Source organism: Amycolatopsis balhimycina FH 1894, from assembly GCF_000384295.1.
GTDB lineage: Bacteria > Actinomycetota > Actinomycetes > Mycobacteriales > Pseudonocardiaceae > Amycolatopsis > Amycolatopsis balhimycina.
The window spans coordinates 6,603,975-6,616,289 of sequence record NZ_KB913037.1 but is presented as its reverse complement, the minus strand read 5'-3'; the positions used below and the strand labels follow the sequence as shown (position 1 = coordinate 6,616,289).

The 12,315-nt window shown below is 72.8% G+C and carries 10 protein-coding genes; 3 read left to right on the top strand and 7 right to left on the bottom strand.

Features of this window, described 5'->3' with window-relative positions; genetic code table 11:
- Positions 1-23 precede the first annotated feature (23 nt).
- The 3 genes from A3CE_RS0130315 to A3CE_RS0130305 all read right to left on the bottom strand — a co-directional run bounded on the left by A3CE_RS0130315 (position 24) and on the right by A3CE_RS0130305 (position 2,733).
- A complete protein-coding gene (locus A3CE_RS0130315; RefSeq protein ID WP_020643859.1) occupies positions 24-731 on the bottom strand; it encodes an ABC transporter ATP-binding protein in 708 nt (235 codons plus the stop codon).
- Complete coding sequence (locus tag A3CE_RS0130310) at positions 724-1,530, bottom strand: ABC transporter ATP-binding protein (protein WP_026469020.1); 807 nt, start codon at positions 1,528-1,530, stop codon at positions 724-726. The genes A3CE_RS0130315 and A3CE_RS0130310 overlap by 8 nt, the downstream gene beginning before the upstream one ends.
- Before the next feature lie 222 nt (positions 1,531-1,752).
- A complete protein-coding gene (locus tag A3CE_RS0130305) occupies positions 1,753-2,733 on the bottom strand; it encodes an ABC transporter substrate-binding protein (protein WP_020643857.1) in 981 nt (326 codons plus the stop codon).
- A gap of 288 nt (positions 2,734-3,021) precedes the next feature.
- Between A3CE_RS0130305 and A3CE_RS51805 the strand changes: the two genes are divergently transcribed.
- The gene (locus tag A3CE_RS51805) at positions 3,022-4,077 is read left to right on the top strand and encodes a Shedu anti-phage system protein SduA domain-containing protein (protein WP_020643856.1); all 1,056 of its coding nucleotides are present in this window, start codon (positions 3,022-3,024) and stop codon (positions 4,075-4,077) included.
- A 160-nt stretch (positions 4,078-4,237) separates the two neighbouring features.
- Here the strand turns inward: A3CE_RS51805 and A3CE_RS0130295 are convergent, their stop codons facing one another.
- Positions 4,238-4,858, bottom strand: a complete 621-nt coding sequence (locus A3CE_RS0130295; RefSeq protein WP_020643855.1) for a thioesterase II family protein — start codon at positions 4,856-4,858, stop codon at positions 4,238-4,240.
- An 86-nt stretch (positions 4,859-4,944) separates the two neighbouring features.
- On the opposite strand from A3CE_RS0130295, the gene A3CE_RS0130290 reads away from it, so the two are divergent.
- Complete coding sequence (locus A3CE_RS0130290) at positions 4,945-8,022, top strand: AfsR/SARP family transcriptional regulator (RefSeq protein ID WP_026469019.1); 3,078 nt, start codon at positions 4,945-4,947, stop codon at positions 8,020-8,022.
- 48 nt (positions 8,023-8,070) lie between these two features.
- Positions 8,071-8,838: a GntR family transcriptional regulator gene (locus tag A3CE_RS0130285; RefSeq protein ID WP_020643853.1), complete on the top strand. Its 768-nt coding sequence runs from the start codon at positions 8,071-8,073 to the stop codon at positions 8,836-8,838.
- Here A3CE_RS0130285 and A3CE_RS0130280 read toward each other — a convergent pair.
- The 3 genes from A3CE_RS0130280 to A3CE_RS0130270 all read right to left on the bottom strand — a co-directional run bounded on the left by A3CE_RS0130280 (position 8,835) and on the right by A3CE_RS0130270 (position 12,310).
- Complete coding sequence (locus tag A3CE_RS0130280; RefSeq protein WP_020643852.1) at positions 8,835-10,178, bottom strand: hypothetical protein; 1,344 nt, start codon at positions 10,176-10,178, stop codon at positions 8,835-8,837. The genes A3CE_RS0130285 and A3CE_RS0130280 overlap by 4 nt on opposite strands.
- Positions 10,175-10,573, bottom strand: a complete 399-nt coding sequence (locus tag A3CE_RS0130275; protein ID WP_020643851.1) for a PTS sugar transporter subunit IIA — start codon at positions 10,571-10,573, stop codon at positions 10,175-10,177. The genes A3CE_RS0130280 and A3CE_RS0130275 overlap by 4 nt, the downstream gene beginning before the upstream one ends.
- A 108-nt stretch (positions 10,574-10,681) precedes the next feature.
- Positions 10,682-12,310, bottom strand: coding sequence for a PTS system mannose/fructose/sorbose family transporter subunit IID (locus A3CE_RS0130270; protein WP_020643850.1), 1,629 nt, complete (start codon positions 12,308-12,310; stop codon positions 10,682-10,684).
- Between the last annotated feature and the right edge of the window lie 5 nt (positions 12,311-12,315).

Sequence of the window (12,315 nt, the reverse complement as noted above, 5' to 3'; positions counted from 1 at the left end):
GGTCACCTCCTGGTGAGGGGAAGTCAGAAACCGAGGTAGGCGTGGCGGAGGCCGTCGTCGGCCAGCAGTTCCGCCGCGGTGTCGACCGCCACGACGCGGCCGAGCGCGAGGACGTACCCGCGGTCGGCGATGGACAACGCGCTGTGCGCGTTCTGTTCGACGAGCACGACGGTGAGCCCGGTCGAGGCCCGCAGGTCCCGCAGGATTCCCATGATGCGGGCGGTGATCAGCGGGGCCAGCCCCAGCGACGGTTCGTCCAGCAGCAGCAACGCCGGACGGCTCATCAGGGCGCGGCCGATGGCCAGCATCTGCCGCTCGCCGCCCGAGAGCGTCGAGGCGGGTTTCGCCGAACGTTCTTCCAGCGGCGGGAAAAGCTCGTACACCTCGGTGCGCGCGACCGCGCGGTCGGCGCGGTCACGCCGCCACAGCGCGCCCAGCCGGAGGTTCTCGTCGACGGTCAGCTCGGTGATCACGCCGCCGCCCTCGGGCACGTGCGAGATCCCGCCGCGCGCGATGCGGTCCGGCGCCAGGCCGGTGAGTTCCCGGCCGTTCCAGGCGATCCGGCCGCCGCGGGCGGGCTGCAGGCCGCTGATCGTGCGCAGCAGCGTCGTCTTGCCGGCGCCGTTCGCGCCGAGCACGGCGGTGATCCCGCCGCGCTCGACCGTGATGCCGACGCCGTCGAGCGCGCGGACCGCGCCGTAGGCCACGGAAAGCTCCTCGATCTCAAGCACCGGGCGCCTCCTCGGCGGGGTCACCCAGGTAGGCCTCGGCCACGCGGGGGTCGGCCTGGATCTCGGCCGGGGTGCCCGCCGCGATCACCTCGCCGAAGTTCAGCACCACCACGCGGTCGCAGACCTGCATGACGAAGTCCATGTGGTGTTCGACGAGGACGATCGCCATGTGCCGCCGCAGGGCCAGGATCAACGTCGAGAGCTCGGCGAGTTCGGCGGCCGAGAGCCCGCTCGCGGGTTCGTCGAGCAGCAGCAGGTCCGGGTCCGCCACCAGCGCCCGCGCGAGCGCGACGCGTTTCCTTACGCCATAAGGAAGAACGCCGGGCAGCCGGTCGGCGAGGTCGTCGATCCCGAGCTCGCCGAGCGTTTCGCGGGCGCGGGCGGCCAACGCGGCTTCGTCGCGCGCCGAACGGCCGGCTCCGGCCAGGGCCGGCAGCACGCCGGTCCGGGCGTGGCGGCCCGCCCCGGCCATCACGTTCTCCAGCACGGTCAGCCCGGGGAACAGGCCGAGACCCTGGAGGGTCCGGACGATCCCGAGCCGGGCGAGGTGTTCGGTGCGGTGCCGCACGAGGGGTTCTCCCCGCCACAGCACGCGGCCCGCCTGCGGCCGCACGAACCCGCAGACGACGTTGAACAGCGTGGTCTTGCCGGCGCCGTTGGGCCCGATGACGCCGACGACGGTGCCGGCGTCGACGCTCAGCCGGACGTCGTGCAACGCGGTGAGGCCACCGAAGCGCACGGTCAGGCCGTCGACCACAAGCAGGTCCTCGCCGGGCAGTGCCTCACCAAGAGGTGTCATCGATGACTCCTGTCTCAGCAGGTGGACCAACCCGTACCGCGCGGTCGGTATGAAGAGGGTGGGCTGCGACGGCGGTCGTGTCAAGGTGCGAACCGCCGAAACCGGACGCGCGGTTACCCGGTCCGAAAATTTCACGAAGGCCACCCGGCGGGGAAAGTCCTTACGGCACAAAGAAGGGCGGGTGCGCGTTCGCGCACCCGCCCTTCGCGGCCCGTCCTCCGCTCAGCCGGTCCCGGCCTGCGGGGCGATCATCGAGGAGGCGTCGATCTTGGTCTGGACAACATCCAGCTGCTGCAGCAGGTCCGGCACCCGCTGGATGCGGCGGGCGTCCAGGGTGGACCCGAAGGCCGGCATCACCATCAGGCCCGCGATGTCCTGGTCCACCCGGGCGTTGCGGACGACCAGGGGTTCGATCCGGGCCCGGTCCACCGCGGCGCGGGTGGCGTTGAGCATCGCGCGCTGGAAGGCCCGCACCGTCTTCGGGTGCTCCTGGGCCCACTTGGCGGTGGCGCCGTAGCCGGTGAGCGGGAACGCCTGCGTGCTGCCGCTGGCCGCGTCGACCACGGGGTACGCCCCGGCGGTCTTGGCGGCCTGGGTGAGGAACGGCTCCGGCTGGTAGGCCGCGTCGACCCGGCCCTGCGCAAGCGCGGCGCCCATTTCGGGCAGCGGCATCGGGACCCACTGCACCTTGTCGGTCGCGACGCCGTGGTCACGCATGACCGACCGGGTGAGCACGTCCGAAGCCGCGTTCTTCGAGCTGATGGCGATCCGCTTGCCGCCCAGGTCGTTCACGGTCTTCACCGGCGAGTTCGGCACGGTGACGATCTCGTTGCTGCGCGGGCTCGCCGAGGTGGCGTCGCTGACCAGCTTCACGTCCGCGGTTCCGCTGCTCTTCGCCAGGAAGAACAGGGTGTAGGTGGACAGCGCGAGGTCGTCCTGGCCGTTCGTCATCCGGGTCAGCGTCTCCTGGCCGCTGGCGCCGACGTCGGTCTGCACGTCGAGACCCTCGGCCTTGAAGTACCCGCCTTCCTGGGCGAGCCACAGGGTGGCGAGGTCGACGGCGGGGAAGATCGCGACGCGGATCGACGGCTTTTCGACGTCGCCGGCGGCCGCGGAACGGCTCGGCTGACTGCACGCGCTCAGCAGTGCGGCGACGACGAGAGCGAGCGCGGCGAGCCGGCGGGGCGAGGCGCGATGGGGCATAGCTCTCCTGGAGAAAGAATCTTTCGATCACGGAATCCGGCTCGTCGAGCCGTGATTCGCCGGACTGTAGATGACGATTTCCGGGTCCGCAAATACGTTGCCGAGAAATACGTCACAGCATGGTCACGCGAAAGAGTGACGGGCGCGCGAACGGTGACCCACTGACAGGAGTGGTTGGACCAAGGAAACAAACCCACTGGAATGTCCTCGTTCCGGTGATCTCGCCACCGCAGGTGACCGGGGTCCCGACCGCCGTAACAGCGCGGATTCGCGGCGCGACTGGCTGATGTGACCTCCACCCCGGACGAACCGGACCCCGCCGAAGAACTGAGGAAACTGATCGAAAACTCCGCACCGGAGGACGATTGGCGGCACGTGGAAACGGCCGTCGTCCACCGAAGCGACGACGTCTACAAAACCGCGACGATATGGTTCGTCCCCACCGGTGGCGACGACGGAAAACTGATTCTCGTCGCCCAGTCCTGGTCACCACGGCCGGGCCACTCCGGATTCCACCTGCGGCCCGGCGCGAGCCAATGGACGTGCGAGGACGCCGCGATCGGCGAACTCCACCGGCTCCTTTCCGCCCGGTTCGGCACGCCGTCCGGCACGGCAGAGCCGCAAACCGAGCCGGACGCGCCGCTTTCGGCGGTCATCCGGAAGGTCCAAACGGGCGAAGCCGACGCAGGCCAATTGGCCCAGCTGGCCGAAGCACTGGCGGAAGCCCCGCACGCGGCGGAGATCCTGGCCGCGCACGGCGCCGGGCAGGTGCTGCTCGACGGCATCCAGGCCGCGAAACAACGGGACGTGATCACGGCGCTTTCCGACGTCGTCCGGGATCCGGCCGCCAAGGAGAACGATTTCCAGCGGATCCTCGAGGAAAGCTGGTGGATGTTCGGCGGCCGCTTCGTCGACAAGACGAAACGCCGGCTACTGGCCGTCATGACCCAGCTGGACGTCCCGCTGATCCGGGCCGACGGCGCGCTCCACGTCGTCGAGCTGAAACGGGCCTGCATCCGGGATCTCATCATCCCGTACCGCAAATTCTTCGTGGTCGGCCCCGAGGTGAACAAAGCCGTCGGCCAAACCCTCAACTACCTGCGCGAGCTGGACGAGGAACGCAACAGCATCAAGCAGAAACTGGGCATCGAGTGCCGTCGCGCGTTCGCGACGGTGGTCATCGGCCACCCCGGACACGTCGGCGACCCCGAGGTCCGCGAGCACGTCCCGGAGACGCTCCGGACCTACAACGCGCACCTCAGCCGCGTCGAGGTGATCACCTACGCCGACCTCATCCAGGGCGCCGAGAAGGCCCTCGAGCTGGCGCCGTCCCCGGCCGGCTGACGCACCGGCTCAGTTCGCGGCCGGCCCGCCGCCCGCGACGAAACAGGACTGGACGGACGAGAGCGCGCGTCAGAGTCATGGCCGGACCACGCGCCAGTTGTAACAGTGCTTACAGATCCACGACGATCGCACCTGAGCGCAGCTTTCACGTGAAAGCTACCTAGCGCGGCGACTCCTCCGTCACCGGCTCCCGCACGGCCATGGCGGAGATCAGGTAGGCCGAACGCAGGACGGCGTCGCGCAGCAGGGCGGCGCTGTCCTGCGTCCGCGCCGGGGCGAGCACGAACCCGGCGCCCGTGTGCTCACCCCAGCCGGTCATCACCTGCGGGTCGCCGAACCCGCGGATCGGGCACGGCAGCGGCGGCGCCACCGGCACGTGCGCGTCGCTCATCAGCAGGCTCACGTCGGCGCGTTCCGCCTGCTCGGGCACCGCCCGCGCGACCCGGGCGGGTGGTGCCTGGTGCGCCACGACGAGTGCCCGCGGGACCCCCAGCCCCGCGGCCACCCGCCGCTGCGCCAGGCGGTACGCGACGAGCGCGCCGAGCCCGGCACCGAACAGGACGTGCGGGCGGGCGAGGACGGCGGCCAGCTCCGCGGACAAGGACTCCACCAGCAGCCACATGTCCCGGTACGGGTGCTCGTCACGGCGCTCGCCGCGGCCCGGCAGCTCGACGACCTGCACCGAGATCCGCGGATCGCGCCAGGCCCGGTAGCGGCCCGCGGCTTCGCCCGCGTCCGGGAAACAGACGAACAACAAGCGGTCCGCGTCGTCCCTGTCCACCCATGGCCTCCCTTCCGTCACGTCCGGGGATAGGGTCGGTGACGGCACTTCCGTTCCGCTTCGGTCCGCCTTCCGGGGGGCAACACGTGCGCTACCGCCTGCTCGGACCCGTCACGGTCCTCCACGACACGGGCCCGGTCCGTCCCGGCGGCCAGAAGCAGACGTCCGTGCTGGCCGCGCTCTTGCTGAACCCGAACCGCGTGGTCAGCGAAGACCGGCTCATCGACCTGACCTGGGGCGAGAACGCGCCGCCGAGCGTCCGCGGGCGGCTGCAGGTGCACATCTCCGAACTGCGGAAGCTCCTCGGCCGCGACGTCATCGTGCGGCGCGCGCCCGGGTACGTCATCGAGGTCGCGTCCGGCGACCGGGACCTCGACGTGTTCGACGACGAGGTCGCCAAGGCCAGGGCCACCGCCGGGCCGGCCGCCGTCGCGCACCTGCGGGCCGCGCTGGCGCTGTGGGACGGCAGCCCGCTCGGCGGGGCGAGCGAGGAGCTGACCGGGCGCGAAGGCCCGGCACTGGCCGAACGCCGGCTCGTCGTGCTGGAGGAGCTGTACGAGCAGGAGCTGGCTTCGGGACGGCACGGCGAAGTGGTCGGCGAGCTGCGGCAGCTCGTCGACGAACACCCGTTCCGCGAGCGGCTGCGGGCCGCGCTGATGCTCGCGCTGCACCGCTGCGGCCGCAGTGCGGAAGCGCTGGAGACATACACGCGCGCACACGACCTGCTGGTGGACGAGCTGGGCATCGAACCCGGCCAGGCCCTGCAGGACCTGCGGCTGCGGATCCTGCGTGGCGAAGACGAACCCGCGCCGGCCCCGGTCGCGCCGCGGCCCGCCGAACTGCCGCTGGATGTCCGGGGGTTCGCCGGCCGGGCGCCGGAGCTGGCCGCGCTCGACGAACCCGGCGACGTCTGGGTGATCACGGGCACCGCCGGCGTCGGCAAGACCGCGCTGGCCGTGCACTGGGCCCACACCGCGCGGGAGCGCTACCCCGACGGCCAGCTGTACGTGAACCTGCGCGGCTTCGACGCCGACGACGAGCCGCTCACCCCCGCCGCCGCGCTCGCCCAGCTGCTGCGGACCCTCGGCGTCGACCTGCGGGACGTGCCGCCGGGCGTCGACGACCAGAGCAAGCTCTACCGGTCGCTGCTGGCCGACCGGCAGGCGCTGGTGGTGCTGGACAACGCCCGTGACGCCGCCCAGGTGCTGCCGCTGCTGCCGTCGTCCGGCCGGGTGCTGGTGACCAGCCGCCACCGGCTCGACGAGCTCGTCGCCCGCACCGGCGCGCGGTCGCTGGGCCTCACGCAGCTGCGTGAGGAGGACTCACTGGCGCTGCTGACCGCCCTGCTCGGCGAGCGGGCCGCCGGCGAGCGGGGCGAGCTGGCGGAGCTGGCCCGCCTGTGCGGGCACCACCCGCTGGCCCTGCGGATCGCCGCGGCGAACACCGGCGTCGCCGGCATCGGCGAGCTGGTCGACGAGCTGCGCGGCGACCCGCTGGCCCAGCTCGGCTTCGACGGGTCCGGGGAAAGCGCCGTCGCCAAGGCGTTTTCGGTGTCCTACCAGGCGCTGCCGCCGGTGCTGCGGCACGCGTTCCGGCTGCTCGCGCTGGTGCCGGGGGCCGACTTCACGGCGGTCGCGGCGGCGGCCCTGCTGGCGGTGCCCGCCGAGGAGGCGACCCGGCGGCTGCGCGGGCTGATCGCGGCGAACCTCCTCGAGGCGCACGCGCCCCGCCGTTACCGGTTCCACGACCTCGCCCGGCGCTACGCCGAGAAGTGCGTCTCCGCCGATGAGGACGAGTCCGCGCGGGACGCGGCGTGGGAGCGGCTGTTCACCGGCTACTGCGCGGCGGCGGACGCGGCGGTCGCCCTGCTCGGCGCGCGGATCGTGGCGCTCCCCCGCGAAGACGCGCCGTCGGCGCCGAGCCCGGTCGTCTTCGGCGGCGCGGCCGAAGCCGTGGCCTGGCTGGACGTCGAGGTGCCGAACCTGTCGGCCGCGCTCCGGCAGGCCGCGACGCGCGGGCCGTACCCCGGCGCCTGGTACCTCGCCGACGCGTTGCGGCGGTTCTTCCACGACCACGGCCGTCGCGCGGAATGGCTCGAGCTGGCCCCGATCGTGCTCCGCGCGGCGCAGGAGCGCGGTGCCCAGCCCGCCGAAGCCCTCGTGCACCTGTCCATCGGCGGCGCGTACTTCCGCGAAGGCCAGCACGAAGCGGGCATCCGGCACTCGGAGAAGGCGGTGCTCGCCAGCCGGGCGTGCGGCTGGCGGCAGTGCGAGGCCACAGCCGTCGCGAACCTCGGGGCGATGCTGGAGTGGACCGGCAGGCTGGCGGAGGCCGTCGAACACAGCCGGCGGGCGATCCAGCTGTTCCGCGAGCTGGCCAACCGCTCGGGCGAAGCACTCGCGCTGAACTCGCTGAGCTGCCACTACCGGCAGCTGGGCCGGCTGGAGCAGGCCGAAGACTGCCTGGTCGAGGCGATCGCGCTGGCCCGCAAGGAGGACCTCGCGTTCTGGGAGGCCGCGAACCTCGCCGACCTCGGCTGGGTGCTGCTCGCCACGGGACGGCTGGCCGACGCGGGGGACGTCCTCGACCAGGCGTTGCGGGCCTTCCGCGACCTGGGCTCCAGCTTCGGCGAGGCCACCGCGCTGAACGCGGTGAGCGCCCTGCAGGTCGCCCGCGGGGAGCACGTCGCGGCGGTGGCGACGGCGGAGGCGGCACTGGACTGCGTCCGCCGCGACGGCGACCGGCAGGTCGAGGCCGCCGCGCTGATCGCGCTGGGCCGGGCGTTGGAGGCCCGGGGTGACCTCGGCGCCGCGGAGCGCGTCCTGCGCGAGGCCAGGGAACTGACCGCGGAGTCGGGACTGCGGGGCCAGCTGGCGGAGGCGTCCGCGACACTCTCGCGGGTCCTCGCCGCCGGCGGCCGCGTGGGCGAAGCCGGCGAACACGCGCGGACGGCGCTCGACGCGGCCCGGGCGGGCGGGTTCCGCGTGGTCGAGGCGGAGGCCCTGCTGGGGCTGGCCGCGGTCGAGGCCGCGGCGGGCCGGTCGAGGCTCGCCGACGGCACGGCCCGCGAGTCCCGCGCCCGCTACCAGGCTGTCGGGCACGTCACAGGCGAAGCCTTCGCCGAGCGCTTCCTGGCCCGGTTGGCCGATCGCGCGACAGGCTGACCCACCGGCGGGTGTCACTCCCACCCCGCGGCGCGACATACTGGAGAGATGCCCCGTCCGAAACACGTTGCCGCGAGCGATCTGCGCCTTCCGGACGCGCTGCAGCCGGGGCGGCCGAAGGGCGACCAGCTCCGCGAAATCCTGGAAAGCGTCGCGACGGAGGCGGGTCCCGGCAGGCTGATGCCGTCGGAACGGTTCCTCGCCGAGCACTTCGGGGTCGCCCGCGGCACCGTCCGGCAGGAGATCAACCGGCTCGTCGCGGACGGCGTCCTGTACCGCCAGCACGGCACCGCGACGTTCACCGCGGAACGCCAGGCGGCGCACATCGACATGCTGACCTCGTTCACCGAGGACATGCAGGCCCGCGGCGTGGTGCCGAAGACGAAGGTGCTGCACGCCGAAGTCGAGAGCGCGGGCCCGCGCATCGCGGGACGGCTCAACGTGCCCCCCGGCGCCCGGGTGTTCCGGCTCGAACGGCTCCGCTTCGTCGAGAACGAGCCGTTCGCGGTCGAGCGCACCAACCTGTCCGTGGACCGGTTCCCGGGCATCGAGCTGTTCGACTGGGAAACGGAGTCCCTGCACCGCACGATCGAGGAACGCTGGGGCGTGCACGCGGAGTGGAACGACACGGCGATTTCGGCGGTGCTGCCGAACTCGGGTGACGCCGCCCTGCTCGGCATCGAGGCCACCCAGCCGTGCCTGATCATCGAAGGCACGCTGCACGACCAGAGCGGCGGCGTCATCGAGGCGGGCCGGTCCCTCTACCGCGCGGACCGCTACACCGTCTTCACCCAGGCACGGCGCAGCCCGGCCTAGGCCCCCCGAGCCGGGACCGAATCACACCGGCCGGTGTGATGGTGGGCCCGCAGCTGCTTCAGGCAGTGCTCCACCAGCACGTCCGCGGCCTCCGGGCGGAACAGCGTCACGTAGGACTCGTAAATGCCCTCCCGGTGGCCCGCGGCGTCGGGCAGGTACCCGAGGTAGCCGTCGGTGTAGCCGATCACCCGCGTGTGCCGGAACGGGCTGCCCTGCCGGATCCGCAGCCCCAGCGACGCGAACAGCTCGAACGGCGTGTGCAGCCAGGCGATCTCCCCGAGCGACACCACCGTGACCGGCACTTCGGCACAGCCGGCGGGCGGGTTGCTGGCCGCCATCACGGCGAGCATCGCGCACCCTTCGTACCGGGTCTGCGCGATCCGGACGGCCGGGTGGTCCTCGCCGTGGCTCGCCAGTTCACGCTGCCACTCGGCCTCGGCCGCCTCCCGCAGCTCGACGCTGTCCTCCAGGGACGGCACGTCCCGGTAGGGCAGGTGCAGCGCGGAGCGGGTCAGCCGGACCGGGCCGGTCGCCGCCGGTGACGACGGTGCCCCCGCCTCGGCGAGGGTGCGCGCGATCGACGTCGCGAGGTGCCCGCCGAGCGTGCGGACCTCCTCGTGGTTGCGGCCGCGCCGCACGAACCGGGAGCTGGCGTCCCCCGCCGCGCCCTGCAGGAAGGCCGCGACCGGCTGCCCGACCAGCGTGGCCAGCTCGCGGCGCGTCGCGCCCGGCCAGTCCGCCGACCAGGCGAGGTTGTCGGGGCCCAGCACGGTCGGGTGGCTGGCGTAGTCGAACAGCAGCGCGGCCGGGGAGCCGTCGTCGCGGCGCAGTTCGAGCACCCCGAACGACGTGTCGTGCGGCCCGTCCGGCCGGTAGCGGTTGCCGCCGACGGCTTGGGTCGAACCCGCGTGCCAGCGGGCGCGGACCCGCCCGCGGCAGGCGCGCAGCCGCAACGCGGCGCCGGTGACCTTCTCCGCCATGCGGCCGACCAGCCCGGGGTCGCGCTGCCCCGGCAGCCCGGGGTGCAGCGGCCCGGTCCAGCCCTCGGGGCCGGAATGCGTGTGCGACGCGCAGACGAGCACCCGCTCCGGGCCGATGCCCACCGCCGCGGCGACGGCGTCGGCCAGGGTGCTGGTGAGGCCGGCGTCGACCGCCAGCGCGTCCAGCGCCACCCACAGCACGCCGGGATCGTCCTCGGTGGACAGCCAGATCAGCGACGCCTCGAGGTCGTCGTGCGTGCCGGTCGCGACGCCGTGCCGGGCCAGGTAGCCGCCGAGCGGGTGCCCGGGTCCCGGCGTGATCCGGACGTCCTGCGCGGCGAGCATCAGCGCGGCGGTCACCAGGTCGATTCCAGGACGTCGACGACGCCGTCGCGGCCGGCGGCGCGAGCCACCCCGGCCAGCTCGGTGACGTCGCCGGTCGTGTGCAGCAGGACTTCCAGCAGCATCGGCAGGTTCAGCCCCGACACCAGCTCCAGGCGCGGGCGCGTGGCGGGCGCGGCGGCGAGCGCGCGGACGGTGTTGAACGGCGAGCCGCCGTGCAGGTCGGCGAGGACGAGCACCTCGGCGGCGTCGCCGGCCAGGGCGAGCACGTGAGCGCCGAACTCGTCCGGGCTCTCGTGCGGACCCAGCTCGCAAATCTTCAGCCGCGCCTGCGGGCCGAGGATCATCTCGGCGGCTTCCCCCACGCCGGAGGGCAGGCGGCCGTGCCCGGCGAGGATGATCGGAACGGTCATGGCGGACTCCTACTGTGCCGATTGTTCCCGATCCGGCCACAGTCACGGCCGAATGGCTTCGTAGCAACGGTTACGTGCCGCTCGGGGGGCGGCCTCCTTTTGGCCGCATCAGGAACTCTTCGCCGGGGCGGGCACGAACCAGCCGAGCCACCCCAGGACGACCCCGGCGACGACGACGATGGCGATGACCCAGACCGGCCGCAGCCGGGCCTTGACCGTCAACAGGTAGACCCCGGCGGTGACCAGCACCGGGAGCAGGAAGGGCAGCAGCTCGTCGAGCCGGTCCTGGATGGCGACCGACTGCGTCACCGGCTTCCCCTGGACCGTGGTGGTCTGCCGGTAGGTCAGCGTGGTGACCACCTTGACGATCGACGGGATGAACCCGCCGAGCACGACGAACCCCAGCACGGTCGCGCCCTGCGCGACGCGGGCGAGCGCGCCGGCGGCGAGGTGCCCGGCCAGCCGCTTGCCTTCGCGGTAGGCGAACCCGAACTGCCAGCGCCGCACGAGCGCGTACGGGACCAGCACCATCACCGCGGCGAACGCCGGGCCGAGCCAGTTGCCCTGCAGCGCCCACGACGCGCCCATGGTGAAGATGATGCTGTTGTACAGCGCGAAGACGACGGTGTCGCCGATGCCGGCCATCGGCCCCATCAGTGCGACCTTGGTGCTCGCGGCCGACTTCGGCGTGCCGGCCTCCTCGAGCGCGACCGTGGAGCCGAGGATCAGCGGGCCGCCGACCAGCACCGAGGTGTTGAAGAACTGGAGGTGCCGCTGCAGCCCGGCGGTGTAGTCGGCCTTGTCCGGGTACAGCTTGCGCAGCACCGGTTCCATCGAGTACGCGAACCCGAGCGCCTGCATCCGTTCGTAGTTCCAGGAGATCTGGCTCGACCAGAAGTACCGGCGGAACGCGCGGCGCAGGTCCTGTCTGGTCAGCCGGGGATCGGCGGCGGACTTTTCCTCGGCAGCGTTCGCGGCCTCGGGCACCACGAGCACGGGCTCGTCGCGCTTGAGCGTCACGAACAGCATCGCGACCGCGACGCCGACCAGCGCGATGCCCAGGACCGGCAGGTGCAGGTAGGCGAACCCGACGAACCCGATCAGCAGCAGGTACCAGTACTTCGACAGCTCCATCATGCCGAGCAGCAGCGCGAACCCGACGGCGGGCAGCAGCGACCCGGCCAGGGTCATGCCCTGGACGAACCCCGCGGGGATGCTCGCGGTGATGTCCTTGACCAGCCCGCCGGACGCGGCGAGCGCGGCGAGGAACGTCGGGATGGCGCGCACCGCGACCCACGGGACCAGGCTGACCCAGTGGATCATCGCGAGGCCGCGCGCGTTGCCGTCGGCGGCGTAGCCGTCGGCCCGGTGCACCAGCGCGGTGGTCACCATCTTGCCGACCGGGTCCAGCGCGGCCAGCAGGATCGCCGCCGGCAGCCCGACGCCGATCCCGATCGCGGCCTGCGCGGACACGTCGCCGGCGGCGCCCGCGGCCAGCGCGGTGCCCACGATCGCGCCGGTCTGGTAGTCCGGGATCGTCGCGCCGCCGTAGGTGTAGACGCCCAGCGCCGCCAGCTCCAGCGTCGCGCCGATCAGCAGGCCGAGCAGCGGGTGCCCGGTGATCAGCCCGGCCACCGAGCCGGCGATCAGCGGGCGCTGGGCGTAGATGAGGAACGGGCCGAGCCCGTCGTAGGTGCAGTAGATCGCCCAGATGGTCAGGGCCAACGCGACGAGCATGCGGG